Here is a 25959-nt window from a genome sequence, read left to right as displayed (position 1 = left end):
GCCCTCGTACGGAAACGGCGCTGCCGCTCTGCCGGCGTTGCCCGCGCAGCGCGATGAGTATGGGCGCGGGCATGGTCGCGCCTGCGCCGGTCAATAAGCGCGCGACACCGCGAACTCGACCGCTTCGGTCATCGCCGCCTTGGCCGCGCCGCCGGGGAACATCGCGACCGCATCGATCGCGCGCTGGCCGTAATGGCGAGCGCGGGCAATTGTGTCATCAATCGCGCGACTTCCCCGGACCAGGGCAACGGCGTTTGCAAAGTCTTCGTCGCTATTGCGCCGGCCTTCGATCGCCGCCTTCCAGAAGGCGCGATCTTCTTCATTGCCGCGCGCATAAGCGAGGATGACCGGCAGCGTGACCTTGCCCTCTCGGAAATCGTCGCCCGAATCCTTGCCCATCGTGCCGGCGTCCGAGACATAATCGATTGCATCATCGACCAGTTGGAACGCGACGCCCAGGTTGCGACCGAACGCATCCAGCGCGGCTTCCTCGGCATCAGGGCGCTCAGCGACGACCGCGGCGATGCGGCAAGCCGCGGCGAACAAGGCGGCGGTCTTAGCCCCGATAATTTCGAGATAGCGTTCCTCACCCAGATCGACGCGCCGCGCCGCGGTCAGCTGGTTGACCTCTCCTTCGGCGATCACCGCGCTGGCGTTGGACAAGATCTTCAACACCTTCAGACTGCCGTCCTCGACCATCAACTCGAACGAGCGGCTGAACAGGAAGTCTCCGACCAGGATCGAAGCCGGATTGCCCCAGATCAAATTGGCGGTGCGCTTGCCGCGCCTAAGGTCGCTGCCATCGACGACGTCGTCGTGGAGTAGGGTTGCGGTGTGGATGAACTCAACCGCGGCAGCCAGGCGATGGTGACGGTTGCCGAAATAACCAAGCAGCCGTGCACTCGCCAGTGTCAGCATCGGCCGCATCCGTTTGCCCCCGCCGGCGATCAGATGCCCGGCCAGTTCGGGGATCAGCGGGATTTCCGACTGCATGCGGTCGAGAATGACCGCATTGACCAGGTTCATGTCGGGGGCAACCAGCTGCATCATCGGATCGAGGCTGGCCGCGGGGCGCTGGTCGAGACGATGGATGGTGGCGCTCATGCTTGGGGCGATGTGGCGAAGCGCGCTGCGGAAGGCAAGGGGCGCGGGGTTGCGTGGCGCGCCCCCGCTGCGCACAAGGACGCGGATTGGGGAGACCGCGATGAGCGACGAAATGCTGGAGGCCTACCGCGGCAGTATCGACAATATCGACGCGGCGCTGGTCTATCTGCTCGCCGAACGGTTCAAGGTGACGCAGGCGGTCGGCCGCCACAAGGCCGCGGCTGGCCTACCGCCGGCCGATCCCTGGCGGGAAGAACGCCAGATCACGAGGCTGCGCGCGCTGGCCGGCGACGCCAGGCTCGACGCCGATTTCACCGAGAAGTTCCTGCGTTTCATCATTGACGAGGTGATCCGCCACCACGAGCGGCTACGCGACGGAGGGTGACGGCCTTGTCGGTCACGTCACCCGCGCCCGCTGGCGATAGCCCGGATCGTCATACAGCCGGCCGGCCATCACCGCGTCCAGGATCGCCGCCGCCGCGACAATTTGGTCCTCGCTGAGATAGAGCGGAGCGAAGCCGAAACGGATAAGGTCGGGGGCGCGGAAATCGCCGATTACCCCGCGCGCGATCATCGCCTGCATGATCGCATAGGCTTGGGGGTGGCGGAACGACACCTGGCTGCCCCGCGCGGCAGGATCGCGCGGCGACGCGAGGATAAGATCGGGGCAACGCGCCGCCACCTCGGCGATGAAGCGTTCTGACAGCCCGATGGAGGCCGTGCGGAGGTCGGTCATGTCCACCCCATCCCAGGCGTCAAGTGCCGCGTCGAGCACCGCCAACGCCAATACCGGCGGCGTGCCGACGCGCATCCGGTCGATCCCGCCATGCGGGCGATAGTCGAGGTCGAAGGCGAACGGGGCGGTATGCCCCATCCACCCCGCCAGGATCGGCTCGGCAACCGCGACATGGCGTTCGGCGAGATAAAGGAAGGCGGGGGCGCCGGGGCCGCCGTTCAGGTATTTGTAGGTGCAGCCGACCGCGAAATCGGCGCCGGCGGCGGTGACATCGACCGGCAGCGCGCCGGCGGAATGAGCGAGGTCCCAGATCGCGACCGCACCGGCGGCATGGGCCCGCGCGGTCAGCGCGGCCATGTCGTGGAGCCGGCCGGTGCGATAGTCGACCTGGGTCAGCAAGGTCACCGCGACCGTGTCGTCGATCGCCCCGGCAACCTGGTCGGGCGCGACCAGCCGCAATTCGAGGCCACGACCGAGCGCGCCGACCAGCCCTTGCGCGATATACAGATCGGACGGGAAATTGCCGGTGTCGGACAGCACCACCCGACGATCCGGGCGCAAGGCCAGCGCCGCCGCCAGCGCCTGGAACACCTTGATCGACAGCGTGTCGCCGGTCGTGACGGAGCCGGCCGGCGCGCCGATCAAGGCGGCGATGCGGTCGCCGACCCGGCGCGGCAGGCCGATCCAGTCGGCGCCGTTCCACGCGCGGATCAGCTGTTCGCCCCATTCGCGCGTGATCACGTCCTGCGCCCGCGCCGCCGCGCCGACCGGCAGCGGGCCCAGCGAATTGCCGTCGAGATAGATAATGCCCGGCGGCAGGCAAAAGCGCGCCGCGGTCGCGGTGAAGTCGGTCATGGCCATGGTCCGAAGCGAGGCGTCCTGGCAGAAAATGCCCGACCGACCATGGAACGCGCGACCGCAGCGCGCAACAGCGCCGGGCCACAGGTCGATTTGCATGCCGCCCGGCGCGCGCTACAGCGCGGGGATGCGGGTTGATCTGGTCAAATGCCACGGATCGGGGAACGACTTTCCGTTGATCGACGCGCGCGGGACGACGATGGGCCATGACGATTGGGCGATCGTCGCGCGGGCCCTGGCGGATCGCGCGGGACCGGTCGGCGGCGACGGCCTGTTGCTGCTCGGCGACGGCGACGCGGCGCACGACTTTGCCATGACGATGTTCAACAGCGACGGATCGGAGGCGGAGACGTGCCTCAACGGGCTGCGCTGCGTCGCGCGGGCGGGGTTCGCGGCGCTGGGGATCGACCGCGCCACAGTGCGGCTGAAGGCCAGCAGCGTCATGGTCGAGCGTGTCGCCGATCTGGCGCCCGGCGTCTTCACCGTCGCCGAAACCGCCGGGCCGGTCGATGTCGACACCGCCGCCTGGGTGCGGGCGGCGCGCGCGCCGGGCGCCGAGGCGCCGATCGCCGGATTGCCCTCGGCGCGCGCCTTTGTCGCGGCCAAGATCCCCAACCCCCATCTGGTCGCGTTCGTCGATCGCCTGGACGAGGAGGAATTGAGCGCGATCGGCCGGTTCGCCGAAGCGGCGCCGCCGCTGCTCCCCGAACGCGCCAATGTCAGCTTCGTCGAAATGCGCGGCGCCGACACGATCTTCGTCCGCACGTTCGAACGCGGCGTCGGGCTGACCGACAGCTGCGGCAGCGCGATGGCGGTATCGAGCTGGGCGGCATGCCATACCGGCCGGACCCGGTTCGATCGCGACCTGACGGTGCTCAATGCCGGCGGCAGGATCGGGTCACGGGTGGCGCGCGACCGGTTCATCCGGCTGACGGGCAATGCAACATGGGAATGGCGCGGATCGATCGAGGTCAACCTTGCCACCGGGCTGGCCCATGACCTGGCGATCGACACGCATTTCTGCGACGAGATCGGTGCCTGGGCACGAGTCGCGGATCAGGCGGCGACGACCGCCGCCTGATCTTCTTGAACCTGTCCGGGAAACGCGCGGAAGAGCGGGTTGCCGTGCGGTGCCGGCAGCAAGCCCCCTCACACCACGCGGCGGCCGCGAATCAGGTTCACCACCACGACGACCAGCGCAACCACCAGCAGCAGGTGGATGAGGCCGCCGCCGACATGGACGGCAAACCCGAGCGCCCAGAGGATCAGCAGGATGACGACGATGGTCCAAAGCATGGCGGATTCCCTTTGTCGCCGGCGCCGGTCCGGTGGTGGCCGGCTGCTCGGTCTGGCGGTGTAACGAGCATGTGCGCCGCGTGTTCCTGAAGGTCGCCTTCACCTCGCGAAGGAACAATCGATATCCAGAACGTGAATAGATCGGCTCGAACCCCGTTTCATCGTCACCCCGGCCTTGAGACGGCGTGACGATGAAACGTAGGTCAAACTGCCTTCCAACCAAATGGGCACCTTTGCGCTTGACAGCGCGACGCTGTTCGAGTACATAACGGGAACGCTGAAGAATTGTAGCAGGGCCGGGGCGGCGACGCCTTCGGCCCTTTTTCGTCCTGCGGGGCGGATGGGGGGTGGAATGAAGGACGCAGACGGCATCGCGATCGATGGCGGATTACCCGAGGTCACCGATATCGTGCCCCGGCAGAAAGGACCGGGCGGTCGTCCGCGGGGCGCGCGCGCGATCCGCTGGACCACGCAGATGAAGACCGATTTCCTGGATCACCTGGCGGCGACGTGTCACGTCGGCGCATCGGCGGCGCACGTCGGGGTCAATTCCGACGACGTCTATACGCTGCGCCGGCGCAATGCGGCATTCACGGCGGCGTGGCACGAGGCGCTGGAGGCGGGATATCAGCTGCTCGAACTGCAGCTGGTCGGTCATGCGCTGGCCGGCAAGGGCGACAGCGCGATGACCAACGGCGCGGTCGCGATCACCGGGCCGATCGACGTCGACCTGGCGATACGGCTGCTGACGGTCGTTCGCGCGCAGACCAGAAGCAGGACGAAGCTGGGCAGCCCGCCGCGCCATCATGCCAGCAAGGAGGAGACGGTGGCGGCGATCATGAAGAAGCTGTCGCAGATCGAAGCCGGCCGGCGGATCGGGCATTGAGCAGCGGGGACGGCGGAAATGGCGGGGACGGCGACCGCCTGGCCATCGAACGGCTGCTCGCCTTGCCCCTGCGCGAGCGCGAGATTGCGTTGCGCGCGCTGACCGGGGCGCAGGTGCGCGCGTTCAACGAAATGTGGGCGGCGTGGGCGCATTCGGGGCAGCTGGCGCCGCCGGGCGACTGGCGGGTCTGGCTGATCCGCGCCGGGCGGGGTTTCGGCAAGACGCGGGCGGGCGCCGAATGGGTGAGCGACATCGCCCGAACCCTGCCGGGGGCGCGGATCGCGCTGGTCGGCGGGACGATTGACGATGTCCGCAAGGTAATGGTCGAGGGCGACAGCGGCCTGCTGGCGGTGGCGCGGGCGCATGAGCGGCCGCGCTGGCAAGCCGGGCTGGGCGAGCTGGCGTTCGATTCGGGAGCGAAGGCTTATGCCTATTCGGCCGAAGCAGCCGACAAGTTGCGCGGACCGCAGCATCATGCGGCCTGGGGCGACGAGCTGGCCAAGTGGCGGGACGGCGAGAAGACGTGGGACAATCTGTTGCTGGGCCTGCGCATCGGCGACCGGCCACGGGCGCTGGTGACGACGACGCCGCGGCCCAACCGGCTGATGCGTCGCGTGCTGGCGATGCGCGGGCTGGTCGAGACACGCGGGGCGACGCACGACAACCCGCATCTGCCCGCCACCTTCGTCGCGGCGATGGAGGCCGATTATGCCGGCACGCGGCTGGGGCGGCAGGAGCTGGACGGCGAAATGATCGAGGAAGTGGCGGGCGCCCTGTGGACGCGGGCCGGGCTGGAGGCGTGCCGGATCGACAAAAGGCGCCTGCCCCGGGCCCGCCGGGTGGTGGTGGCGGTCGATCCGCCGGCGGGTATCGGCGGCGATGCGTGCGGGATCGTCGCGGCGATGCTGGGCGAGGACGGGCGCGGATATGTGCTGGAGGACGCCAGCGTCGGCGGGTTGCCGCCGAGCGGCTGGGCGCGCGCGGTGGTGCGATGCGCCCGGCGGCGGCGTGCCGACCTGATCGTGGCGGAGGGCAATAACGGCGGCGAGATGGTGCGCAATACCCTGGCGGCGGTCGACGCGACGCTGCCGGTCAGGATCGTCCATGCGAGCCGCGCCAAGGCCGCGCGGGCGGAACCGGTATCGGCGCTCTACGACCAGGGCAAGGTGCGGCACGTCGGCGGCTTTCCCGACCTAGAGGACGAGATGTGCGCGCTGTCGCCCGAGGGGTATTTCGGGCGGGGCCGGTCGCCCGACCGCGCCGACGCCTTGGTCTGGGCGATGACCGCGCTGATGCTGCGGCGCCAGCCGGGGACGGCGGCGGTGCGGATGTTTTGAGAGTCACGAGACAGTCTGTCGAAAACGCGCTGAGGGCGCGTTTGGCGGCGCCGAACTCGCTCTTTCGCGAGTTTCCTAACGGACTCTGAGAGGCATTGGCGAGGCTGATGCAGAGGGCGGTTGCACAAGGCGGTGCCGGCACCGCGATACGGGGGAACCTTCATGAAGCTGTTCGGATGGAAGGCCGCGCCCACCGAGGCGCGGCCGCCGCTGTCGCGCCATGGCGGCGGCAGCGGGATCGTCGGCGACTGGCCGCGATCGTACGAAGCGCAGGTCCGCGCCGGTTATTGCGAGAATGCGGTGGCGCAGCGCGCGGTGCGACTGGTCGCCGAAGGGGTGGCGAGCGCGCCGGTCATCGCCTCGACGCCCGACCTCGCGATGCTGGTGTCGGCGCGATCGGCGGGGCAGCCGTTGATCGAGACGATCGCGGCGCAATTGCTGCTCCACGGCAACGCCTTCATCCAGGTGCTGGACGATGGCCGCGGCGGGGCCGCCGAACTGTTCGCGCTGCGCCCGGAGCGGGTGACGATCGAGCCCGACGCCAATGGCTGGCCGGCGGCCTATCGCTATCGCGTCGGCGAGCGGACGACGCGGCTGTCGGGCGACCGGCCCCGCGCCGAGGTGATCCACCTCAAGAGCTTCAATCCGGTCAACGACCATTTCGGGCTCGGTTGCCTGGGTGCGGCGGCGGGGGCGATCGCGATCCACAACGCATCGGCGGTCTGGAACAAGGCGCTGCTCGACAATGCCGCGCGCCCGTCGGGCGCGCTGGTCTATGACCCGGGCGACGGCGCGGCGATGTCGGCGGCGCAGTTCGACCGGCTGAAGCACGAGCTGGAGGCGAGCTTTTCGGGGGGCGCCAATGCCGGGCGGCCGATGCTGCTGGAAGGCGGGCTGAAGTGGCAGGCGCTGTCGCTGTCGCCCGCCGACATGGATTTCGTCGGGCTGAAGGCGGCGGCGGCGCGCGAGATCGCGCTGGCGTTCGGGGTGCCGCCGATGCTGCTCGGGCTGCCCGGCGACGCGACCTATGCCAATTACCGCGAGGCGAACCGGTCGCTGTGGCGGCAGTCGATCCTGCCGCTGGCGGCGACGATCCTGGGCGGCATCGCCGAGGGGCTGGCGGGGTGGTTGCCCGGGCCGGCGCTGGCGGTCGACCTCGACCGGGTGCCGGCGCTGAGCGAGGATCGCGAGCGGTTGTGGACGCAGATCGGCGCCGCCGACTTCCTGACGCGCGGCGAAAAGCGCGCGATGGTCGGCGTGGACGCCCCCGCGCCGGGCGAAGGGGGGCAAGAGTGAGCGCGGTGCTGGCGCAGCTGATGGCGCAGGGCCGCGACGCCGGCGCCGACATCGCGACGCTGCGCGCGATCGCCGAGGAAGCGGGCGAACTGGGCGCGACGCGCGCGCTGGCGCGACTGGGGCTGAGCGACGCGGCGGCGGAAAAGGACATGGCCGAGCTGCGCGACCTGCTCGGCGCGTGGCGCGACGCCAAGAAATCGGTGTGGAAGGCGCTGATCGGCTGGGCGGCGCGGATGGTGCTGATGCTGGTGCTGGTCGGGCTCGCCGTGCGGCTGGGGTTTGCGGGGTACATCAAGTGACCCGCTTTGCCGGCTATGCCGCGGTGTTCGACCGCGTCGACCGCGGCGGCGACGTGGTGCGCGCAGGGGCGATCCGCGTGCCGGGCACGGTGCCGCTGCTGTGGCAGCATCGCGGGGCGCCGGTCGGGACGATCGAGCGGGTCGAGGAGGATGCGACCGGGCTGCGCGTGATCGGGCGGGTCGACGACGCGACGCTCGCGCCGCTGGTCGCGGCAGGAGCGGTGAGCGGGCTGAGCTTTGGCTATCGCGTGCGTGCCTCCACCCGGCGCGGGGTGCGCGAGCTGACCGACCTCGATCTGGTCGAGATCAGCCTGGTCGCGCGGCCGATGCAGCCGCTGGCGCGGGTGCATGCGGTCGCATGACCGGCGGCGGTCCCGGCGGGACACCTTTTTCTTTGTGACGAGGAGAATGACATGATCGAAGTAAAGGCAGACGCGCTCGAGGCGAGCTTCGACGCGGTGGAGCTGGGAGCGGCGGCGCCAGCAACGGGTGGGGCGCGGCCGATGCTCAGCGGTGCGGCACGCGCCGGGGGCGCGGCGTTCGAAGGGTATCTGCGCGCCGGGGCGACGGTCGAGATGAAGTCGTTCAACGCGACGACGGGCGATGCCGGGGGCTATGCCCTGCCGCGCGAGATCGACGCGACGATCGACCGCGCGCTGACCGCGATCAGCCCGATCCGGGCGATCGCCAATGTCGTGAAGGTCGGCTCGGCCGGGTATCGCCGGCTGGTGACGAGCGGCGGCACGCCGTCGGGCTGGGCCGCGGAGACCGCCCTGCGCCCCGAGACCGCGACGCCGACCTTCAACGAGATCGCGCCGCCGATGGGCGACCTCTATGCCAACCCCTCGGCCAGCCAGGCGATGCTCGACGATGCGCAGTTCGACGTCGAATCATGGCTGGCCGACGAGATCGCCACCGAATTCGCCCGCGCCGAGGGCGCCGCGTTCGTCAACGGCAACGGCACCAGTCGGCCTCGCGGCTTCCTCCAGGCGCCGACCGCGACCGCCAGCGATGCGACGCGGGCGTTCGGGACGCTGCAATATCTGGCGTCGGGCGCGGCGGGCGACTTTGCCGCCAACCCGCAGGACCGGCTGATCGACCTGGTCCAGAGCCTGCGCGGGCCGTACCGCCAGGGTGCCGCCTGGGTGATGAACGCCGCGACGCTGGCGCGCATCCGCAAGTTCAAGACCGCCGAGGGCGCGTTCCTGTGGATGCCGGGGCTGAGCCTGGGCCAGCCGGCGACGCTGCTCGGCTATCCGGTGGTCGAGAGCGAGGACATGCCCGACATCGCCGCCAACAGCCCGGCGATCGCGTTCGGCAATTTCCGCGCGGGCTATCTGATCGCCGAACGCACAGAGACCGCGATCCTGCGCGATCCGTATTCGAACAAGCCGTTCGTCAATTTCTATGCGGTCAAGCGCGTCGGCGGCTGCGTCAGCAATGCCGAGGCGATCAAGCTGATGAAGTTCGCCGCCAGCTGAGGCGCGTACCGGCGGGCGCGCGCCGCCCGCCGGCCTTCTCCTGCGGAGACGATGACATGATTGCACATGGGGGGCCGGGCGACGTGTCGCTCGGCGCGGACGATCGCGTGCTGGCGCTGGGCGAGGTCAAGCCCGTGCTGGCGGTGACGATAACCGCCGACGACGCGCTGCTGGCGGCGTTCGTCGAGACCGCGACCGGGCTGGCCGAGCAGTTTGTCGGCCGCGTGCTGATCGCGCGATCGATGCGCGCGGTGATCGACGGCCGCACTACCTGGCGACCGCTGCCGGCGGCGCCGGTGCGGTCGATCACGGGCGTGTCGGCGATCGACGAGGTCGGCGTGGCGAGGGCGCTCGATCCGGTCGCCTATGCCATCGACATCGACGCCGACGCGGCGGGCTGGGTGCGGGTGGCGGCGCCGGGGCGGATCGCGGTCGACCTGGTCGCCGGCCTGGCCGACGGCTGGAGCGGCGTGCCGACGCCGCTGCGCCAGGGCATCGTCCTGCTCGCGGCGCACCTGTTTTCGCAACGCGAGGCGCGCGACCCGCCGCCGGCGGCGGTGACCGCGCTGTGGCGGCCCTATCGCGCGGTCCGCCTGGCCGCGGAGACCCACGCATGACCGCGCTGGAGGCACGCGCCCAGGCGATCGCCGAGGCGCGGCGGGACGCGGCGATCGCAAAGCTCGCCGACCGGTTGCGCGCGGCGCTGCCCGGCGTGCGGGTGGAACAGCGCGATGACGGCGTGACGCTGATCGGCCGGCGCCTGTCGCGCGACCCGCGGCTGACCTGGATCGGGAGCCTGATGCGATGAGCGCGGAGCGAAGCTTCGTCACCGCCGTCCTGGCGGCGATGCAGGACGATCCGGCGCTGGCGGCGGCGCTCAACATGGTCGCCGATGGCCCGGTGCCGGGCGCGACACCGCCCTGGGCCGAATTGGGGCCGGTGGTCGCGGTCGATTGGGGGAGCAAGGACCGGCGCGGGCGCGAGGTACAGGTCGGGATCGTCATCCATGACCGGATCGACCGGCGCCAGCGGATCCACGATCTGGTCGCCGCGACCGGCGCGGCGATCGAGGCGATGCCGCGCGACATGGACGGCTGGCGCCTCGCCAGCCTGGCCTTCGTGCGGCTGCGCGTCGCGGGCGAGGCGCCGGCACGGTGGACCGCGACGATCGAATACCGCGCGCGACTGATCGAGCAATAGCCAAGAGGAGCAGACGATATGGCAGCGGAAAAGGGCAGTGCGTTCCTGCTGAAGGTGGGCAATGGCGGGAGCCCGGTGGCCTATGCCACCATCGCCGGGCTGCGCACGACGCAGCTGAGCATCAACGGCGAGCTGGTCGCGATCACCTCGAAGGAATCGGGCGGGTGGCGCGAGTTGCTGTCGGGGGCCGGCGTGCGATCGGTCAGCGTGTCGGGCGCCGGGGTGTTCACCGGATCGACCGCCGAGACGCGGCTGAAGGCCAATGCGCTGGCCGGGCAGATCGACGATTACCGGCTGAGCTTCGAGAGCGGCGAGACGATGACCGGGCGGTTCCTGGTCACCCGGCTCGATTATGCCGGCGATTACAATGGCGAGCGCAGCTATACGCTGAGCCTGGAAAGCTCCGGCGCCGTGGTGAGCGCATGAGCACGGCCAACCCCGTGCGGGGCGAGGCGACGATCCGCGTCGGCGGCGTCGAGCTGGTGCTGCGGCCGAGCTTTGCCGCCCTGGTCGCGGCCGAACAGGAACTGGGATCGCTGTTCGCGCTGGTCGAGCGTGCCGCGGCGGGCGGGATGGCGCTGGCCGAGATGGTCGCGCTGTTCTGGCATTGCCTGCACGACCGCCCCGAGGGGCTGACACGAGAAGCGCTGGGCGAGGCGGTCGCGGCCGGAGGCATGGTCGCCGCGACACCGACCCTCAGGGTGCTGCTGGGGCAGATCCTTGGCGGATTCTGATTCCTCCCCGGGACACGAAGGGGGGCGATCGCAACGCGATGGTGGAGGGGGTGTTCCACTGACGAATCGCTCGGGGACAGCCCCCTCCACCGTCAGCGGTCCCCCGCCCCGTCCGGGCGGGGATTTCGGCCGGGGCGCGGGGCGGCTGGCCGGGCTGGCGGGGGCGATGCTCGGCTGGCCGCCCGAAACTTTCTGGAACGCGACGCCGGCCGAGCTGGCGGCGGTGGTCGCGGTGCTGGCCGGCGACGTGCCGGGCGACCCGCCCGACGCCGGGCTGATCGCGCGATTGATGGAGGCGTTTCCCGATGGATGACGAGATCGAGCGGCTGGTGGTCAGCGTCCGCGCCGACACGCGGGGGTTCGCCCGCGACGTCGCCGAGATGCGCGGCGCGCTGGACGGCCCGCTGGCGAGCGGCGCGGACAAGGCCGGGCGGATGATCGAGGGCACGCTGCTGCGCGCGGTCAGGACCGGCAAATTGGGGTTCGAGGACCTGCGCAAGACCGCGCTGTCGGTGCTGGCTGAAATCGCCGCGTCGGCGCTGAAGGGCGGGATCGAGGCAATCCTGGGCGGTGGCGCAAGCCGGGGCGGCGGCGGGCTGCTGGGCACGTTGGCCGGGGTGTTGACGGGCCTGCCGGGCCGGGCGACCGGCGGGCCGGTATCGCCGGGACGCGCCTATGCGGTGGGCGAGCGCGGGCCGGAAGTATTCGTGCCGACCGCGAGCGGGCGGATCGAGCCGGCCGGCGGCGGCGCGCGCGAGGTGCGGGTGGCGATCAGCGTCAATGCCGCGGCGGGCGAGGCGCCGCAGGCGCTGGCGCGGTCGAGCCGGCAGGTGGCGCGCGCGGTACGCGCCGCGCTGGAAGGAGCGGGCTGATGGGCTGGTGGCTGGCCGACCGGCGGACGGTGCAGGCCGACGGCGTCATCACGCGGTTCGATCCGGTTTACTGGACGGTCGATTTCCCGCGGCCGATGATGGCGGCGGCCACCGTGACCGCGCCCGACGCGCTGCGCGTCGATGCGGTGTTCTATCGCACCGACGATCTCGCCGGGCTGATCTGGTGGGCGGAGGACGTGATCGACCATGTCCTGCTGCGCTATGCGACGGCGCGCGATTTCCGCCGGTGCCAGCTGGCGTTCCGGTGGCGATCGGCAGGCATCCTGCCGCTCGACGCGATCAACGGCCCGACGCTGACGATCGAGGGGCGCGACGCCGGCGGGGCGCCGCGCACCTGGTACGTGCGGCTATGGAATTATGCCGCGGGCGATCCGGACGATGCCGAAGTCGCGATCGATTTCGGCGCGGTCGACGGCGGCTTCCTGCTGCCCGGCGAGGCCGATCCGGTCTGGGCCGGCGATGTCGACCGGATGTTCATCTCGCTGACCGCGCCGGGCTATTCGGGCACGCCCGGCATGCTGGCGGCGCCGGTGGAGGGCCGGGTAGAATTGTCGGGCATGCGATCGGCGGGATCGGGATCGGTGCTGGCGATCGGCGACGTGGTGGCCCCCGAGCACGGATTGGGCATCGCGACCGCTTATGACGATTGCTACAACCTGACGCCCGCGCGCGTGCTGCGCACGATCGTCCAGCTCGGTTACCGCGGCGCGATCAACCATTATGTCGGCATGAGCCATTACTTCCGGCTCGAGGCCAATGGCGGCGGCTGGTATGTCAGCCTGGCCGGGGGCGTGCTGAACGCCGCCGCTGCCGCCTGGCATCGCGACTTCGCGGCGCGGGCACGCGCGTTCGGTCATGACGTCATCTGGTCGCTGTCCTACGAGGTGCTGGACCAGCATTGCTGGGGCGACTGGAAACAGCGGCGGGCGGACGGCGCGGCAGCGTTGACCGGCTATACGCCGCCATCGACGTTGCTGTCCCCCGCGCATGGCGGGGCGATGGCATACCTCCAGGCGGTGGCGGCGGCGTTTGTCGCCATCGCCGCCGAGGCGGGGCTGACGACGCGGTTCCAGGTCGGCGAGCCGTGGTGGTGGGTATCCGGCGACGGGGCGCCGTGCCTGTATGACCCGGCCGCTGTCGCCGCTTTCGCGCCGGTGCCGATCGCGACCGTGCGCGCGCCGCTGGATGCGGCGCAGCTGGCGACGCTGGATGCGGCCGGTGCGTCGCTGGCGCAATCGACCGCTGCGCTCATCACGGCGGCGGCGGCGGCGGCGGTCAGCCACGTGCTGGTCTATCTGCCGTCGGTGCTGGATCCGGCGGCGCCCGAGGTACGGCGGATGAACCTGCCGCTCGGCTGGGCGCGGCCCGCCTTCGACGTGCTGCAACTGGAGGATTATGAATGGGCCGCCGCCGGCGCGACGGCGCTGTCGCGACGCGCGCGGGCGGCGGCCGGCGCGCGGCTGGGCTATCCCCTGGCGGAGCAGCATTATCTTTCGGGCTTCTGCTCGCGCCGGCGGATCGCGGCCAATGGCGCGCGATCGTCGCGGCAGCGCGCGACAGCAAGGCCGCGCGGGCGTTCGTCTGGGCGCTGCCCCAGGTGATGCGCGACGGATTGGTCCTGTTCGAGGATGAGGAGGACGAGGTGGACGCATTTGACGACGTGCTGTTCCCGATCGCGCTGGGCCGCGAGGCCGAGGTCGCGCCGGGCTTTTCGACCGCCATCGCCGCCGGCGCCAACGGACATGAGGTGCGCAACGCCAGCTGGGCCGAGGCGCGGACGACCTATGATGTCGGGCCCGGGCTGCGCGCGGAGGCCGACATCGCGACGTTGCTCGCTTTCTATCGCGCGCGCCTGGGGCCGGCGCGCGGCTTTCGCCTGCGCGATCCGTTCGATGCCGCGACCGGCGACCCGATCGGGCCGCTCGACCAGCGGATCGGCACGGGCGACGGCGCCGCCAGCCGGTTCGCCCTGGTCAAGCTTTACGGCGATGCGCAGCGCCGGATCACGCGCCCCGTCGCCGGCAGCGTCCGCATCGCGCTGGGCGGGGCGGAGACGACCGCCTTCGTGCTGGCCACGGGCGGCTGGATCGACCTCGATGCCGCGCCGGCGCCGGGCGTCGCGGTGACCGCGGGCTTCGCCTTCGACGTGCCGGTGCGGTTTGCCGAGGATCGCCTGAGCGTGACGCGGGCGACGTTCCTGGCGGGTGCGGCGGCATCGGTGCCGCTGGTCGAACTGCGCGAGGCATGAGCGACCGGCTGACCGGCATCGCGCTGACCTGGCGGGTCGAGCGGCGCGACGGCATCGCCTTGGGGCTGACCAGCCACGACCGCGATTTGCGGATCGACGGCTTCGACTATCGCGCGGCGCCGGGGATGACGCCATCGGCGGTCAAGCGCAGCGACGATTTGAGCGCCGACACGATGGAGGTCGGCGGCGCGCTGACCGGGGCGGCGATCACCGAGCGCGCGTTGCTGGCGGGTCGCTGGGACGGCGCGCGGGTGGCGGTGGCGGCGGTCGACTGGACGAGCGGCACGGTGATCGCCGAGCTGGGCGAAGGACGGATCGGCGCGGTCGAGGTGGCCGATAACGGCTTTACCGCCGAGCTTGCGGGGCTGGCCGCGTTGCTCGACCGGCCGGTGGCCGAAGCGACCGCGCCCGAATGCCGCGCCGAGCTGGGCGACGTTCGCTGCCGCGTCGCGCTGGCGCCCCGGCGGCGGTTCGCCCGGGTCGTCGCGGGCGATGGCGCGATCCTGACGCTCGACATGGCGGAGCCGACCGCCAATGCCTATGGCGGCGGCCGCCTGCGCTGGTTCGGTGGCGGAAACGGGGGGCTGGACAGCGCCGTCGCCGCGTCTTCGGGGGACCGGGTGACGTTGCGGTCGCCGCCGGCCGAGGCGCCGGAGGGGGCGCTGGTCGAGCTGATCGAAGGCTGCGACAAGAGCCTGGCGACCTGCGCGGGCCGCTTTGCCAACGCCGCCAATTTTCGCGGCGAGCCGTATCTGCCGGGGATCGACCTGCTGACGCGGTATCCGGGCGGATGACCCCGGGGGCCGCGCTGGAGCGTGCACGGGCGGCAATCGGCGCGCCGTTCCGGCTGCATGGCCGCGACCCGGCGAGCGGGCTGGATTGCGTCGGGCTGGCGGCGTTCGCGTGGGATGTCGCGCCGCCGACCGGCTATGCGCTGCGCTGCGGCTCGATGGCGCAGGTCGAGCGCTGGCTGGCGACATTGGGCTTCACGCCGCGGCGCGATGCCGGTCCGGGCGCGGTCGCGATCGTCGCCGCCGGCGCCGGGCAGCTGCACCTCGGCATCCTTGCCGAGCGCGGCATCATCCACGCCGACGCCACTGCGCGCCGGGTGGTGGAACGCGGCGAGCCGCTGCCCTGGCCGGTGCTCGGCCGATGGATCGGGGAGAATTGACATGGCGACCCTGGTGCTGACCGTGGCCGGCGGGGCGATCGGCGGACCGATCGGCGCCGCGATCGGCGGGCTGATCGGCCAGTCGATCGATCGCCAGGTGTTGCGCCCCAGGACGCGCGAGGGGCCGCGCCTGGCCGACCTGTCGGTGCAGACCTCGACCTATGGCACGGCGATCCCGCTGGTGTTCGGGACGATGCGCGTCGCGGGCTGCGTGATCTGGTCGACCGATCTGATCGAGACGCGGACGACCGGCCGCGGCGGCAAGGGCCAGCCGTCGACCAGCCAGTACAGCTATGCCGCCTCGTTCGCCGTGCTGCTGTCGGGGCGGCCGATCGGCGGAGTCGGCCGGATCTGGGCCGACGGCACGCTGCTGCGCGGCGCGGCCGGCGACTTCAAGGTGCCGACCGGGTTCCGCCTGCATCTGGGCGACGCGGACCAGCCGGCCGACCCGTTGATCGCCTCGGTCGAGGGGGCGGCGCAGACCCCCGCGCAGCGCGGCTGCGCCTATGCGGTCTTCGAGAACCTCCAGCTCGCCGATTACGGCAACCGCATCCCGTCGCTGACCTTCGAGCTGATCGCCGATCCGGGTCCCGTCTCGATCGGCGCGATCATCGCGGCGGTGGCGGCGGGGATCGTCGCCGACGACGGTGTCGCCGCCACGCTGGACGGCTTTTCGGCCTATGGCGATACCGCGCGCGGCATCGTCGCGCTGCTGGCGCCCGCCGGCGACGTCAGGATCGTGCCGCGCGGGGGCGTGCTGGCGCTGACCGACCATGCCGCCGCCGACGCCATGATCGACGACGCCGGCATCGTCGCGGCCGGCGAGCATGGCACGGCGCGCCGGCGGCGGATCGCGGCGGTCGAGACGGTGCCCAGGACGGTCGCGGTGGCGCATTACGATGCCGCGCGCGACTATCAGATCGGGGTGCAGCGGGCGGTACGCCCCGGCGCCGGCACGCGCGACGAAAAAGTAGACATGCCGGCGGTGATGAGCGCCGCCGCGGCCAAGACGCTCGCCGCGGCGATGCTGATGCGCGCGGAGGCGGCACGCCAGCGCCGGACGGTCGGCCTGGCGGGCGACGCCGCCGCCGTCGCGCCGGGCATGCTGGTCGCGCTGGCGGGGGAACAGGGCATCTGGCGGGTGACCGAGGCCAGCCTGGAGGCGATGGTCACCAAGCTGGAACTCACCCTCGCCGCCGGGCCGGGCCAGGCCTTGCCGGCGACCCCCGGCCGGGCCTTGCCGGCGCCCGATCTGGTCACCGGCGAGACCATCCTGGTGGCCGCCGAACTGCCCGCGCTGGACGATGACGTGCTGTCGGCGCCGCGGGTAATGGTCGCGGCCGCGGGTACGTCGCCCGGATGGCGGCGCGCGGCGTTGCTCTACAGCATCGACGACGGCGCCAGCTGGCATGACGGCGGGGTCACCGCCGCGCCGGCCCGCCCTCCCGATCGGGGACCGGCGACGCTGTTCGACAAAGCGGCGGTGATCGAGGTCGCGCTGGCGCATCCGGGCATGACGCTGCACGATGCCGACGACGCCGCGCTCGATCGCGGGGCGAACCTGGCCCTGGTCGGCGAAGAACTGATCCAGTTCGGACGCGCCACAATGACGGGCGGCGGGACGTGGCGGCTCGACCGCCTGCTGCGCGGCAGGCGCGGCACGGAGGCGTCGGCCGCGCACTTGGTCGGCGAGCGGTTCGCCCTGCTCGATGCCGGCATGTGCGCGGTGATCGGCCTGCCTGTAGCAGCGCTCGGCGCCAGTCTCCGTGTGCTGGCGACCGGCCCCGGCGACGTCACCGGTCCGGTCGAGGCGATCGTGCCGATCGCCGGGCGGTCGGTCCGGCCGCCATCGCCCTGCCACGTGCGGCCGACCGCCGGCGGCGTCGCCTGGGTGCGGCGCAGTCGAGCGGGGTTTCGCTGGATCGACGGGGGCGACGCACCGCTGGCCGAGGAGGCCGAGACCTACCGGGTGACCATCGTCACGGCGCCCGGCGAGACGCGGACGGTGGTCGTCGCCAGGGCCGAAGTGGCGCTCGATCCCGCCGAAGCGGTGCCGGGGACCAGTATCGAGATCAGGCAGATCGGCATGCTGGGCGAATCACCGCCCGCCATCGTGAGATTGTAAGAGTTCGCTCGAACCTCGCGCAAGAGCGCGTTTCAACTACAGACCCCAAGGAGGTTGGATGACCGATGACCGATGACCGCACCGCGCGGCTGGACCTGGCACTGCTTGTCCCGGGTCAGGCGCAAAAGGAATTGTGGCATAATGAGGGGCTGGCCGCGATCGACCTGGTCCTGCAGGCCAGCGTGGTCGCCGCCGGGCCGAACACCCCGCCGGCGACGCCCGGCCAGGGCCAGTGCTGGATCGTCGGCCCTGCGCCGACCGGCGATTGGGCGGGCATGGCCGATCATCTGGCCGGGTGGACGCAAGGAGGGTGGCGGTTCGCGGCGCCGGTCGAGGGCATGACCGCGTGGGTCGCCGACGCCGCCGCGTTCGCCTGCTTTCATGCGGGCGCGTGGACAATCGGCATCGTCCGCGCGACACGGCTGGAAGTAGGCGGCGTTCAGGTGGTCGGCAGCCGCCGCGCCGCGATCACCAACCCGGTGGCGGGGGGCGTGATCGACAGCGAGGCGCGGGCCGCGGTCGGCAGCATCCTGGCGACCCTCCGGGGCCATGGCCTGATCGACCCGTGATCAGGGATCGACCAAGTGTTGCCCGAAAGCAACAGCGGTGAGCCTTGTTTTGCTTGCGTGGCAACGATCCTTTGATTAGTGAGTTTGCGCTGTCCGTAGTGACAATCGAAAGGGGATTTAAATGCGCAAGCTTGCCATGACCGTGGCGCTCGCTTCCACCGCACTTGCGACGCCCGCGCTTGCGAAAGACAAGGCGTGGTACGTCGGAGTCGAGGGTGGCTCGATGATCGTCGAAGACATCCGTTACGATATCGGGGCGTTGCCGAAGGCGGCGACCGTCGACAACGACTATGGATATGATGTCGACGGCGTGATCGGGTATGATTTCGGCGTGTTCCGTATCGAAACCGAGGTCGGTTATCGTTCGGCGCAAGTCGACGGCTATCGTTCGACGACCACGACCCCGGCCTTTACCGCAGCAGGCGCCTTGGTGAACCGCCCGGCCGGCTCGTTCGGCAACATCCCCGGCCGTAACTCGGCGCTCAGCTTCATGCTCAACGGGTTGCTCGATTTCGGTGACGACGATGGCGTGCAGGGCTTTGTCGGTGGCGGCGTCGGTGCCGCCCGCGTGAAGGCCAGCAACTACACGCTGGCCAATCGTGCGTTCCTGGATGATACCGACACCGTCTTTGCTTATCAGGCGATCGCCGGCGTGCGTGCGCCGCTGACGAAGACGATCGACGTGTCGCTGAAATATCGCTTCTTCAGCGCCGACAAGGTCAAGCTGATCGACGTCACCGGTCGTCAGTTCGAAGGCCGCTTCCGTTCGCACAGCATCCTGGGCGGCGTGATCTTCAACTTCGGCGCGCCCGAGCCGGCACCGGAGCCGGTTGCCCCGACTCCTCCTCCCCCTACCCCGCCGGCACCGGAGCCCATCGCGCCGGTCGTGGTATGTGCCCCGGGTCCGTTCATCGTCTTCTTCGAATGGGACAAGTCGGACATCACTCCGGAGGCCGCGTCGATCCTCGACAACGCTGTCACGCAATATCAGAATTGCGGCAACGCGCAGGTCATGCTGGCCGGCCATGCCGATCGTTCGGGTTCGGCCAAGTACAATGTTGGCCTCTCTCAGCGTCGTGCGGATGCGGTGAAGGCCTATATGATTGCTCATGCGATTCCGGATGGCGTGATCACGACCCAGGCGTTCGGCGAAAGCCGCCCGCGCGTCGAGACCGCCGATGGCGTTCGCGAAGTGCAGAATCGCCGCGTCGAGATCACCTACGGGCCGGCTTCGGGTCAGTAAGTACTCACGTCGGCAGAAGGCCGGGCGAAATATTGGGGAGGTCGGTTCATGCCGGCCTCCCCTTTTCTGTGTGGGATCAACGTCGCCTTGGACCTGGGCATCGCGCCGTCGCGCCGCACCGGACGGTTGCGCGTGATCGCCGTTGCGATAGAGGCATGGATCGCCGTGACATTGTGTATCGCGCGGCATCGTGATCGGGATAGTTAAGCGCCATGCGAATAACGATGATCGGGTCGGGCTATGTCGGCCTGGTATCCGGCGCCTGCTTTTCCGATTTCGGCCACGACGTGGTGTGCGTCGACAAGGACAGCGACAAGATCGACGCACTGCGTGCCGGGCGCATGCCGATCTATGAACCCGGCCTGGCACAATTGGTCGCCGCCAACGTCGCCGCCGGCCGACTGACCTTCACCACCAATCTCACCGCCGCCGTCGCCGACGCCGACGCGATCTTCATCGCCGTGGGCACGCCGTCGCGTCGCGGCGACGGCCATGCCGATCTCACTTATGTCTTTGCCGCAGCCCACGAAATTGCGCTGGCGGTGACCGGACCGACGGTCGTTGTGACCAAATCGACCGTCCCCGTCGGCACCGGCGACGAGGTCGAGCTTATCCTGCGCCAGGCGCGGCCCGACATCGACATCGCGGTCGTTTCCAATCCCGAATTCCTGCGGGAAGGTGCCGCGATCGCCGACTTCAAGCGTCCCGATCGCATCGTGATCGGCACCGAACAGGCGCATGCCCGCGAAGTGATGCGCGAGGTATACCGGCCGCTTTACCTGAACGAGAGCCCGATCCTGTTTACCGGCCGCCGGACGTCGGAACTGATCAAATACGCCGCCAATGCGTTCCTGGCGACGAAGATCACCTTCATCAACGAAATCGCCGACCTGTGCGAAGCGGTGGGCGCCGATGTCCAGGATGTCGCGCGCGGGATCGGGCTCGACAATCGTATCGGCGGCAAGTTCCTCCATGCCGGCCCGGGCTATGGCGGATCGTGCTTTCCCAAGGACACGCTGGCGCTGCTGAAGACCGCGCAGGACCATGACAGCCCGGTCCACATCGTCGAGGCGGTGGTGAGGGTCAATGACAATCGCAAGCGGGCGATGGGACGCAGGATCCTCCATTCGCTGGGCGATGATCTTCACGGCAAGACGGTTGCGCTGCTTGGCCTGACCTTCAAGCCCAATACCGATGACATGCGCGACGCGCCGAGCCTGGCGATCGTCCAGAGCCTAGAGGATGCCGGGGTCGGCGTCCGCGCCTATGATCCCGAAGGCATGGCGCCCGCCAAGGCATTGATGCCGGATGTCGTCTATTGCCGCGACGCCTATGAGGCGGCGGCGGGGGCCGATGCGGTGGCGATCGTGACCGAATGGGACATCTTCCGGGCGCTCGACCTGCGGCGGCTGGCCGCGGTCATGATCGCGCCGGTGATGATCGACCTGCGCAACATCTATCGCCCGGAGGACGTCAAGCGCGCCGGCTTCGCCTATTCGTCGATCGGGCGCTGATCGGCAAGCGCCGGCGCCAGCCAGCCGGGCACCAGCGCATCGCCCAGCGCCTCGATCCGGCGCAGCTCCACCATCATCCCCAGCTCGCCATAGACGGCGCGGGTCCGATCGCCGGCCGGCGCGATCGGCGCCACCACCAGCCGCCGGTTGACCTTTGACCGGTAATGCATGCGCGCGGTATTTTCCTGGCCGACATAGCAGCCCTTGGTGAAGCTGACCCCGCAAAGCTCGCGGGCATTCGCCTCCAGCCAGAGCGTCTTGTCCTGCCCCAGTTCGCCCACCCCCTCGGTGACGCCAAGCGCCAGGCGATGCGCCCGCCAGCCGGAGGCGGGCGCCCCCCGCCCGCCCAGCCAGCGCCTGCCGAGCGCGGGCAGGCGCGGATCGGGCAGTCCGAGCGGGCCGTCGATCGCCCAATGGACCATGGCCGCAACCGGCTCGATCGAGATCGCGCGCCGCAGCCGATAGGTCGCCAGCCGCCGCGCCAGCGCCTCGCGCTGGTCGGCCTCGCAATCGATCAGCACCGCCTCGCCATCGGCCCACAGGATGAAGTCGAACAGCGCCTTGCCCTGCGGCGTCAACAGGCCGGCCCAGCACGCCTGGCCATCGGCCAGCGCCGGCACGTCCTGGGTCGTCAACCCGTTCAGGAAAGCGCGGGCATCATCGCCCGCGACCCGCAGCACGGCCCTGTCGCCCAACATCGTGCCGCGCTCATCCATCGCGCCAACCTAGGGTGCGGACCGCCAATTCCAAGCCGCCGCCCGCTCTGGCAGTTTGCCGGACGACCGAGTAGAGCGGGTTGTGATCGCAACCCGCTCCAGGACAAGTCGATGCCCGAGCGCCTGACGATCCGCCGCCCCGACGACTGGCATGTCCATCTGCGCGACGGCGCGATGCTGGCGGGGGTTGCCGGTTTCACCGCGCGGCAATTCGCGCGCGCCATCGTCATGCCCAATCTGGCGCCCCCGGTGACGACCGCCGGGGCGGCGCGCGCCTATCGCGATCGGATCCTCGCCGCGCTGCCGGCGGACAGCGGCTTCACGCCGTTGATGACGTGCTATCTGACGGACAATGCCGACCCCGGCGAAATCGCGCGAGGCTTTGCCGCGGGCGATTTCACCGCCTGCAAGCTGTACCCCGCGCATGCGACGACCAATTCGGCCCATGGCGTCAGCGACATAAGGGCGCTGACCGACGTGCTGGAGACGATGCAGCGGATCGACATGCCGCTGTTGATCCATGGCGAGGTGACCGATCGCGATGTCGACATGTTCGATCGCGAGGCGGTGTTCGTCGACCGCATCCTGGCGCCGCTCGTCGCCGATTTCCCCGCTTTGCGGATCGTGCTGGAGCACATCACCACCGCCGAGGCGGCGCAGTTCGTCGAGCAGGCGGGCGAGCGGGTCGCCGCGACGATCACGCCGCAGCACCTGATGCTCAACCGCAATGCCCTGTTCGATGGCGGATTGCGCCCCCATGCCTATTGCCTGCCGGTGGTGAAGCGCGAACGGCATCGTCTCGCCATCCGCCGCGCTGCGGTATCGGGGTCGGCCAGCTTCTTCCTGGGCACCGACAGCGCGCCGCACGACGTCGCGCGCAAGGAGGCGGATTGCGGGTGCGCCGGGATCTTCAACGCCCCGCATGCGCTGGAAAGTTACGCGACGGTGTTCGACGAGGAAGGGGCGCTCGACCGTCTCGAAGCGTTCGCTTCGGAAAACGGGCCGAACTTCTATCGCTTGCCGCTCAATACCGGCACGATCATTCTGGAACGCGCCGAGACGATCGTGCCCCCGGCGATCGATATCGGCGGCTCTGACGTTGTGCCCTTCCACGCCGGCAGGACGCTTGGCTGGCGGCTGGTCGAATGATCGCACCCGTGCTCAGAATGGCAGCCATCGCGATTTGCGGCTGAACTTCATGTAGCCGACATTGACCCCCGCGCGCCAGCCGACGCCCAGCCGCACCGGGATCAGCACGATGTTGCCGCGCCGCAGATACGTCGCGGCGAACCCGCCAACGAAATACAGCCGTCCCTCGCCGCCGGGAAAACGCTTATAGACGTCCTCGGTGTCGTAGAGGTTGTAGACCAGCACGAACACCTTGGCCGCGTCGCCGCCGACGTCGAACCCGACCGAGGGCCCCGTCCAGTAGATCTTCCGCTGGCCCTCGACCTTGTGGCTCAGCACGCCCGACCCGTAGCGCAGGCCGAGCACGAACGCCCCCGACGCCTCGCGCCCGGCGATATAGGCGTTGGGCCTGCCCTGTTCGCGCAGGATCTTCTCGATGATCCCGCCCAGGCCCTTGGCTCCCTTGCCGAAGACCCCCTCGGCGGCGCCGATCAAATCGTCTTTCTGGTAGGTCGGGCCGGTGGTCGGCGGCACCGGCGGGCCGTCGGCGGCGGGCGCCGCGGGGACATAGGCATCGGTGGGATAGGCCGAGGGTGCGGACGTTGGGGTCGGTGACGGCGCCGGCGGCGACTTCAGGTCGCCGTCGATCGCCACGTTGGGATCGACCGTCGTCATCCGCTGTGCCGTCGCCGGCGCGCCGAGGCCCGTCGCCACCATCAACACGAACGTCATCCAGCGGCGCATGACCTTCTCCCCCCAATATCACCGCCGCCATGCTAGCCCGATTGCTCCTTGACCGGCAATGAACGCGGCAATGGCCCATGTCGATTCATATGCCGGGCGCCTGACGTTGATTGCCGCCCAAACCCCGGTTATAGCGCCGCCCTGCCGCAACATGTCCGGAGACGTGGGTGAGTGGCTGAAACCAACGCTTTGCTAAAGCGTCGTACGGGAAACCGTACCGAGGGTTCGAATCCCTCCGTCTCCGCCATACAGTCGCAGAATTCTGCGGCTGCGCGACGCCGCTTCACTGCACTGGCCGCGTGGCAGTCGCTCACCAGTTGGCTGGACGTCCCCCCCCAAGAGCGGCCTCGATCGTAGGACGAGCACAAAAAGGGCGCCCGCGACGCGCTCGCGCGACGCTTGCTCCACCGCGGCTAAATCTCTTATCTGCATGCCCACAACATCGGTCCGGATATTGCGGCGAGGAGAGATAGGTTGACGGAACTGCCCCGCTCGCGCGCCTTGGTACGGCTGGATGGACCGGGGCACATCATGCCTGTCGAACCCGTCACCCCGCCCGGCAGCAAGGTGTGGCGCGTCATCCATTTCCCCGTGATGCTCGCCGTCGTTGCGATAGGCTTGCTCTTCGTATCGGCACTCGCGATTGGCCTGATCGGTTTCGGATTCCGATTCACCGCCCATATTCCGGGCGTGCGTTACCTCATACCGCTGATCGGCGCGACGGCGACTATCACGGCCTATTGCCTGTTCGTCCGCATCGTCGAGCGTCGCTCCGACATCGAGGAACTCGGTGCACGCGGCTGGCTGACGGAACTCGTCCTGGGATTTTGCGGGGGGCTCGCCCTGTCCTTTGCGACATTTGCCGTCCTGAGCCTGCTCGGGGCCCTTCGCGTCGTGGGTTCCAACCCGCCATACGTCATGCTGTTACCGTTCGTGGTCCAGATTTGCACCGCCATCGTCCTGGAGATAGTCGTATGTGGCCTCGGTTTCCGGCTGGTCGAGCGATTGCTTGGAAGCTGGCTCACCCTGCTGCTGGCCATGATTTTCTTCGGGACGGTACGATTCTTCAGCGACAGCCAGACGCCATATGCCGTGCTCGCCGTAGCGCTAGAAGCCGGGCTGCTATTTGCCGTCCTGTATATGGTGACGCGGCGCCTGTGGGCTGCGATCGGGCTGCATGCAGCCTGGAAATTCGCCCAAGTCGGTCTTTATGGCGACGCGGTAACGGCCGGCGAGCCACATGGTTATGTCCTGTCGATCCTGGATGGGCCGGACTGGCTGACGGGGGGTCGCGCGGGTACGGATGCATCAATCCCCGGGCTCTGTATCAACGCACTGGCGATGGTGGTGCTACTGGAGGTCGCGGTGCGCCGCGGCCGAATCGTGCGCCCGGTCTGGCAACGGGGCCGCACTGCCTAAGCGAAATTATTTCCCTTTCGCCCTATCAAAAGGCCGCCGGCCTCTCGACCGACGGCTCCTCTGTCCCGTCCCGGGCAGGGGTTTATACCGCGTACGAGACCCGGGCAGCGACCTTCTGACGGCGGCGCAGCGCAAAGCCGACCATGCTGAAGCCGGCGATCATCATGGCCCAAGTGCCAGGTTCCGGCGCTGCGGACCCGAATATCAGATTGTCGAGCTCGAACGCGTTTGTTCTGCTGGTCAGGGTAATGCCCGTCAATGCGGCCGACTCGCTTGGCGAAAAGTAGAACGTCACCTCGCGAGAAGGCCGGTATACTGTAGAGTCCGTGCCGCCAAAAACAGAGCCGCTGAATGATCGGCCCAATCCCTCAAAAGTGATCACGTTATAGGTATCGAGAGATCCCCAGTAGAAGCTCAGTTGGTTGATGCCTGAAAGCGCGAGCGTAGCCGAAATGGTAGTGCTGGGCCCGACAGAGAAATAGGGGGTCGTGTCTCCCGCAGGCGCTACATACTGGTCGGTAACGGTGCCGGACTTCACACCTCCTCCAACAAAGGGAGAAGTGCCGTTGTTGAAGTCGATCAGTGTGTAACCCGGTTTGTAGGAAGGGGTCACATCAACCGGCCCGCTGTCGATCGGTCCCAGTGAGTAAGTCTGCGCATTAGCCGGCAGGGCGGCGGCCAGCACCGATACAGCCGACAGAGCGATCCAGACTCTCATTATTGCCTCCGTAGATTGATGCCTGCAATCTACCGGACATAGGCCGATACCACAAGATATTATATACCAAGGTATGGCCCTTAGTGCGCCCGCCGTTCGATGCTGTCCGACCAACTTGGCATGGGTGCCAAGGCAATGCTGACCAAGGGGGGACGCGCGCCGAATCCACTGTCGGACTGATCAGAATCCGTGCGGAAAGCGGCCGGGAATGTGCCGATTTTTCCGGGCGGATCGGTGGGATGCT

General features: G+C 69.4%; 29 protein-coding genes, 1 tRNA gene and 1 pseudogene. 25 read left to right on the top strand and 6 right to left on the bottom strand.

Annotated features, from left to right (window positions below):
* Positions 1-90 precede the first annotated feature (90 nt).
* Entirely contained in the window at positions 91-1104 is a 1014-nt protein-coding gene (locus tag ACFE7K_RS05415) for a polyprenyl synthetase family protein (RefSeq protein ID WP_375397150.1), read from the bottom strand.
* Positions 1105-1204: 100 nt separating this feature from the next.
* Here ACFE7K_RS05415 and ACFE7K_RS05410 point away from each other — a divergent pair, with 100 nt between their 5' ends.
* Complete coding sequence (locus tag ACFE7K_RS05410) at positions 1205-1489, top strand: chorismate mutase (protein ID WP_375397149.1); 285 nt, start codon at positions 1205-1207, stop codon at positions 1487-1489.
* Positions 1490-1501: 12 nt separating this feature from the next.
* Here the strand turns inward: ACFE7K_RS05410 and ACFE7K_RS05405 are convergent, their stop codons facing one another.
* Positions 1502-2695, bottom strand: a complete 1194-nt coding sequence (locus ACFE7K_RS05405) for a kynureninase (RefSeq protein ID WP_375397148.1) — start codon at positions 2693-2695, stop codon at positions 1502-1504.
* 130 nt (positions 2696-2825) lie between these two features.
* On the opposite strand from ACFE7K_RS05405, the gene dapF reads away from it, so the two are divergent.
* Complete coding sequence (gene dapF / locus ACFE7K_RS05400) at positions 2826-3779, top strand: diaminopimelate epimerase (protein ID WP_375397147.1); 954 nt, start codon at positions 2826-2828, stop codon at positions 3777-3779.
* Positions 3780-3847: 68 nt separating this feature from the next.
* Here dapF and ACFE7K_RS05395 read toward each other — a convergent pair whose 3' ends face one another.
* The gene (locus ACFE7K_RS05395) at positions 3848-3994 is read right to left on the bottom strand and encodes a lmo0937 family membrane protein (RefSeq protein ID WP_375397146.1); all 147 of its coding nucleotides are present in this window, start codon (positions 3992-3994) and stop codon (positions 3848-3850) included.
* Positions 3995-4346: 352 nt separating this feature from the next.
* Here ACFE7K_RS05395 and ACFE7K_RS05390 point away from each other — a divergent pair, with 352 nt between their 5' ends.
* The 20 genes and pseudogenes from ACFE7K_RS05390 to ACFE7K_RS05295 all read left to right on the top strand — a co-directional run bounded on the left by ACFE7K_RS05390 (position 4347) and on the right by ACFE7K_RS05295 (position 20990).
* A complete protein-coding gene (locus tag ACFE7K_RS05390; protein ID WP_375397145.1) occupies positions 4347-4880 on the top strand; it encodes a hypothetical protein in 534 nt (177 codons plus the stop codon).
* Positions 4877-6217, top strand: a complete 1341-nt coding sequence (locus tag ACFE7K_RS05385) for a DNA-packaging protein (protein WP_375397144.1) — start codon at positions 4877-4879, stop codon at positions 6215-6217. The genes ACFE7K_RS05390 and ACFE7K_RS05385 overlap by 4 nt, the downstream gene beginning before the upstream one ends.
* Positions 6218-6379: 162 nt before the next feature.
* Positions 6380-7513, top strand: coding sequence for a phage portal protein (locus ACFE7K_RS05380; RefSeq protein ID WP_375397143.1), 1134 nt, complete (start codon positions 6380-6382; stop codon positions 7511-7513).
* A 20-nt stretch (positions 7514-7533) separates the two neighbouring features.
* Complete coding sequence (locus ACFE7K_RS05375; protein WP_375397203.1) at positions 7534-7812, top strand: DUF6127 family protein; 279 nt, start codon at positions 7534-7536, stop codon at positions 7810-7812.
* Complete coding sequence (locus ACFE7K_RS05370) at positions 7809-8174, top strand: HK97 family phage prohead protease (protein ID WP_375397142.1); 366 nt, start codon at positions 7809-7811, stop codon at positions 8172-8174. The genes ACFE7K_RS05375 and ACFE7K_RS05370 overlap by 4 nt, the downstream gene beginning before the upstream one ends.
* A 51-nt stretch (positions 8175-8225) precedes the next feature.
* Positions 8226-9293, top strand: coding sequence for a phage major capsid protein (locus ACFE7K_RS05365; protein ID WP_375397141.1), 1068 nt, complete (start codon positions 8226-8228; stop codon positions 9291-9293).
* A gap of 56 nt (positions 9294-9349) precedes the next feature.
* Positions 9350-9910 (top strand): hypothetical protein, encoded by a 561-nt coding sequence (locus ACFE7K_RS05360; RefSeq protein WP_375397140.1) that lies wholly within the window; start codon positions 9350-9352, stop codon positions 9908-9910.
* Positions 9907-10101 (top strand): hypothetical protein, encoded by a 195-nt coding sequence (locus ACFE7K_RS05355; RefSeq protein ID WP_375397139.1) that lies wholly within the window; start codon positions 9907-9909, stop codon positions 10099-10101. Before ACFE7K_RS05360 ends, ACFE7K_RS05355 begins: the two co-directional genes overlap by 4 nt.
* Positions 10098-10493 (top strand): DUF3168 domain-containing protein, encoded by a 396-nt coding sequence (locus tag ACFE7K_RS05350; protein ID WP_375397138.1) that lies wholly within the window; start codon positions 10098-10100, stop codon positions 10491-10493. Before ACFE7K_RS05355 ends, ACFE7K_RS05350 begins: the two co-directional genes overlap by 4 nt.
* Before the next feature lie 18 nt (positions 10494-10511).
* Positions 10512-10919 carry a phage major tail protein, TP901-1 family gene (locus ACFE7K_RS05345; protein ID WP_375397137.1) on the top strand — a complete coding sequence of 136 codons (408 nt, stop codon included), beginning with the start codon at positions 10512-10514 and terminating at the stop codon, positions 10917-10919.
* Entirely contained in the window at positions 10916-11227 is a 312-nt protein-coding gene (locus ACFE7K_RS05340; RefSeq protein WP_375397136.1) for a gene transfer agent family protein, read from the top strand. Before ACFE7K_RS05345 ends, ACFE7K_RS05340 begins: the two co-directional genes overlap by 4 nt.
* Before the next feature lie 166 nt (positions 11228-11393).
* Positions 11394-11540, top strand: coding sequence for a phage tail assembly chaperone (locus ACFE7K_RS05335; RefSeq protein ID WP_375397135.1), 147 nt, complete (start codon positions 11394-11396; stop codon positions 11538-11540).
* Complete coding sequence (locus tag ACFE7K_RS05330; RefSeq protein ID WP_375397134.1) at positions 11533-12099, top strand: tail tape measure protein; 567 nt, start codon at positions 11533-11535, stop codon at positions 12097-12099. Before ACFE7K_RS05335 ends, ACFE7K_RS05330 begins: the two co-directional genes overlap by 8 nt.
* Positions 12099-14368: pseudogene (locus ACFE7K_RS05325) on the top strand (DUF2460 domain-containing protein). The gene ACFE7K_RS05330 and the pseudogene ACFE7K_RS05325 overlap by 1 nt, the downstream one beginning before the upstream one ends.
* Positions 14365-15162 carry a DUF2163 domain-containing protein gene (locus ACFE7K_RS05320; RefSeq protein WP_375397133.1) on the top strand — a complete coding sequence of 266 codons (798 nt, stop codon included), beginning with the start codon at positions 14365-14367 and terminating at the stop codon, positions 15160-15162. The pseudogene ACFE7K_RS05325 and the gene ACFE7K_RS05320 overlap by 4 nt, the downstream one beginning before the upstream one ends.
* Positions 15159-15539, top strand: a complete 381-nt coding sequence (locus ACFE7K_RS05315) for a peptidoglycan endopeptidase (RefSeq protein ID WP_375397132.1) — start codon at positions 15159-15161, stop codon at positions 15537-15539. The genes ACFE7K_RS05320 and ACFE7K_RS05315 overlap by 4 nt, the downstream gene beginning before the upstream one ends.
* 1 nt (position 15540) lies before the next feature.
* On the top strand, positions 15541-17664 hold the full coding sequence (locus tag ACFE7K_RS05310) for a phage tail protein (RefSeq protein WP_375397131.1): 2124 nt from the start codon (positions 15541-15543) through the stop codon (positions 17662-17664).
* Between the two features lie 65 nt (positions 17665-17729).
* Positions 17730-18233 carry a DUF2793 domain-containing protein gene (locus ACFE7K_RS05305; RefSeq protein ID WP_375397130.1) on the top strand — a complete coding sequence of 168 codons (504 nt, stop codon included), beginning with the start codon at positions 17730-17732 and terminating at the stop codon, positions 18231-18233.
* 121 nt (positions 18234-18354) lie between these two features.
* A complete protein-coding gene (locus ACFE7K_RS05300) occupies positions 18355-19476 on the top strand; it encodes an OmpA family protein (RefSeq protein WP_375397129.1) in 1122 nt (373 codons plus the stop codon).
* A 212-nt stretch (positions 19477-19688) separates the two neighbouring features.
* On the top strand, positions 19689-20990 hold the full coding sequence (locus tag ACFE7K_RS05295; protein ID WP_375397128.1) for a UDP-glucose dehydrogenase family protein: 1302 nt from the start codon (positions 19689-19691) through the stop codon (positions 20988-20990).
* On the opposite strand, the gene ACFE7K_RS05290 is transcribed toward ACFE7K_RS05295, so the two are convergent.
* Positions 20969-21706 carry a YgfZ/GcvT domain-containing protein gene (locus ACFE7K_RS05290; protein WP_375397127.1) on the bottom strand — a complete coding sequence of 246 codons (738 nt, stop codon included), beginning with the start codon at positions 21704-21706 and terminating at the stop codon, positions 20969-20971. The genes ACFE7K_RS05295 and ACFE7K_RS05290 overlap by 22 nt on opposite strands.
* Before the next feature lie 111 nt (positions 21707-21817).
* Here ACFE7K_RS05290 and pyrC point away from each other — a divergent pair, with 111 nt between their 5' ends.
* Positions 21818-22855 (top strand): dihydroorotase, encoded by a 1038-nt coding sequence (gene pyrC, locus ACFE7K_RS05285; RefSeq protein WP_375397126.1) that lies wholly within the window; start codon positions 21818-21820, stop codon positions 22853-22855.
* A gap of 12 nt (positions 22856-22867) precedes the next feature.
* On the opposite strand, the gene ACFE7K_RS05280 is transcribed toward pyrC, so the two are convergent.
* On the bottom strand, positions 22868-23578 hold the full coding sequence (locus ACFE7K_RS05280; RefSeq protein ID WP_375397125.1) for a DUF1134 domain-containing protein: 711 nt from the start codon (positions 23576-23578) through the stop codon (positions 22868-22870).
* A gap of 157 nt (positions 23579-23735) precedes the next feature.
* Here ACFE7K_RS05280 and ACFE7K_RS05275 point away from each other — a divergent pair.
* Together ACFE7K_RS05275 and ACFE7K_RS05270 are read left to right on the top strand one after the other, a co-directional pair.
* Positions 23736-23825, top strand: a tRNA-Ser gene (locus tag ACFE7K_RS05275).
* Positions 23826-24052: 227 nt separating this feature from the next.
* Entirely contained in the window at positions 24053-24997 is a 945-nt protein-coding gene (locus ACFE7K_RS05270; protein WP_375397124.1) for a type II CAAX prenyl endopeptidase Rce1 family protein, read from the top strand.
* Between the two features lie 82 nt (positions 24998-25079).
* Here the strand turns inward: ACFE7K_RS05270 and ACFE7K_RS05265 are convergent, their stop codons facing one another.
* Complete coding sequence (locus tag ACFE7K_RS05265) at positions 25080-25715, bottom strand: PEPxxWA-CTERM sorting domain-containing protein (RefSeq protein WP_375397123.1); 636 nt, start codon at positions 25713-25715, stop codon at positions 25080-25082.
* Positions 25716-25959: the final 244 nt, after the last annotated feature.

The organism is uncultured Sphingomonas sp. (assembly GCF_964244265.1).
In the GTDB taxonomy this organism is placed as follows: Bacteria; Pseudomonadota; Alphaproteobacteria; order Sphingomonadales; family Sphingomonadaceae; genus Sphingomonas.
The sequence above is the reverse complement of the archived record's forward strand: the minus strand, read 5'-3'. Positions and strand labels throughout refer to the sequence as shown.

Bases quoted from the DNA above. Each gene is read 5' to 3' on its own strand.
- ACFE7K_RS05345 (WP_375397137.1), top strand. From the start codon at position 10,512: ATGGCAGCGGAAAAGGGCAGTGCGTTCCTGCTGAAGGTGGGCAATGGC.
- dapF (WP_375397147.1), top strand. From the start codon at position 2,826: ATGCGGGTTGATCTGGTCAAATGCCACGGATCGGGGAACGACTTTCCG.
- ACFE7K_RS05340 (WP_375397136.1), top strand. From the start codon at position 10,916: ATGAGCACGGCCAACCCCGTGCGGGGCGAGGCGACGATCCGCGTCGGC.
- ACFE7K_RS05300 (WP_375397129.1), top strand. From the start codon at position 18,355: ATGCGCAAGCTTGCCATGACCGTGGCGCTCGCTTCCACCGCACTTGCG.
- ACFE7K_RS05350 (WP_375397138.1), top strand. From the start codon at position 10,098: ATGAGCGCGGAGCGAAGCTTCGTCACCGCCGTCCTGGCGGCGATGCAG.
- ACFE7K_RS05305 (WP_375397130.1), top strand. From the start codon at position 17,730: ATGACCGATGACCGCACCGCGCGGCTGGACCTGGCACTGCTTGTCCCG.
- ACFE7K_RS05390 (WP_375397145.1), top strand. From the start codon at position 4,347: ATGAAGGACGCAGACGGCATCGCGATCGATGGCGGATTACCCGAGGTC.
- ACFE7K_RS05380 (WP_375397143.1), top strand. From the start codon at position 6,380: ATGAAGCTGTTCGGATGGAAGGCCGCGCCCACCGAGGCGCGGCCGCCG.
- ACFE7K_RS05365 (WP_375397141.1), top strand. From the start codon at position 8,226: ATGATCGAAGTAAAGGCAGACGCGCTCGAGGCGAGCTTCGACGCGGTG.
- ACFE7K_RS05375 (WP_375397203.1), top strand. From the start codon at position 7,534: ATGGCGCAGGGCCGCGACGCCGGCGCCGACATCGCGACGCTGCGCGCG.
- ACFE7K_RS05265 (WP_375397123.1), bottom strand. From the start codon at position 25,715: ATGAGAGTCTGGATCGCTCTGTCGGCTGTATCGGTGCTGGCCGCCGCC.
- ACFE7K_RS05280 (WP_375397125.1), bottom strand. From the start codon at position 23,578: ATGCGCCGCTGGATGACGTTCGTGTTGATGGTGGCGACGGGCCTCGGC.
- ACFE7K_RS05335 (WP_375397135.1), top strand. From the start codon at position 11,394: ATGCTCGGCTGGCCGCCCGAAACTTTCTGGAACGCGACGCCGGCCGAG.
- ACFE7K_RS05415 (WP_375397150.1), bottom strand. From the start codon at position 1,104: ATGAGCGCCACCATCCATCGTCTCGACCAGCGCCCCGCGGCCAGCCTC.
- ACFE7K_RS05355 (WP_375397139.1), top strand. From the start codon at position 9,907: ATGACCGCGCTGGAGGCACGCGCCCAGGCGATCGCCGAGGCGCGGCGG.
- ACFE7K_RS05330 (WP_375397134.1), top strand. From the start codon at position 11,533: ATGGATGACGAGATCGAGCGGCTGGTGGTCAGCGTCCGCGCCGACACG.
- ACFE7K_RS05405 (WP_375397148.1), bottom strand. From the start codon at position 2,695: ATGACCGACTTCACCGCGACCGCGGCGCGCTTTTGCCTGCCGCCGGGC.
- ACFE7K_RS05395 (WP_375397146.1), bottom strand. From the start codon at position 3,994: ATGCTTTGGACCATCGTCGTCATCCTGCTGATCCTCTGGGCGCTCGGG.
- ACFE7K_RS05295 (WP_375397128.1), top strand. From the start codon at position 19,689: ATGCGAATAACGATGATCGGGTCGGGCTATGTCGGCCTGGTATCCGGC.
- ACFE7K_RS05290 (WP_375397127.1), bottom strand. From the start codon at position 21,706: ATGGATGAGCGCGGCACGATGTTGGGCGACAGGGCCGTGCTGCGGGTC.
- ACFE7K_RS05320 (WP_375397133.1), top strand. From the start codon at position 14,365: ATGAGCGACCGGCTGACCGGCATCGCGCTGACCTGGCGGGTCGAGCGG.
- ACFE7K_RS05410 (WP_375397149.1), top strand. From the start codon at position 1,205: ATGAGCGACGAAATGCTGGAGGCCTACCGCGGCAGTATCGACAATATC.
- ACFE7K_RS05310 (WP_375397131.1), top strand. From the start codon at position 15,541: ATGGCGACCCTGGTGCTGACCGTGGCCGGCGGGGCGATCGGCGGACCG.
- ACFE7K_RS05360 (WP_375397140.1), top strand. From the start codon at position 9,350: ATGATTGCACATGGGGGGCCGGGCGACGTGTCGCTCGGCGCGGACGAT.
- pyrC (WP_375397126.1), top strand. From the start codon at position 21,818: ATGCCCGAGCGCCTGACGATCCGCCGCCCCGACGACTGGCATGTCCAT.
- ACFE7K_RS05315 (WP_375397132.1), top strand. From the start codon at position 15,159: ATGACCCCGGGGGCCGCGCTGGAGCGTGCACGGGCGGCAATCGGCGCG.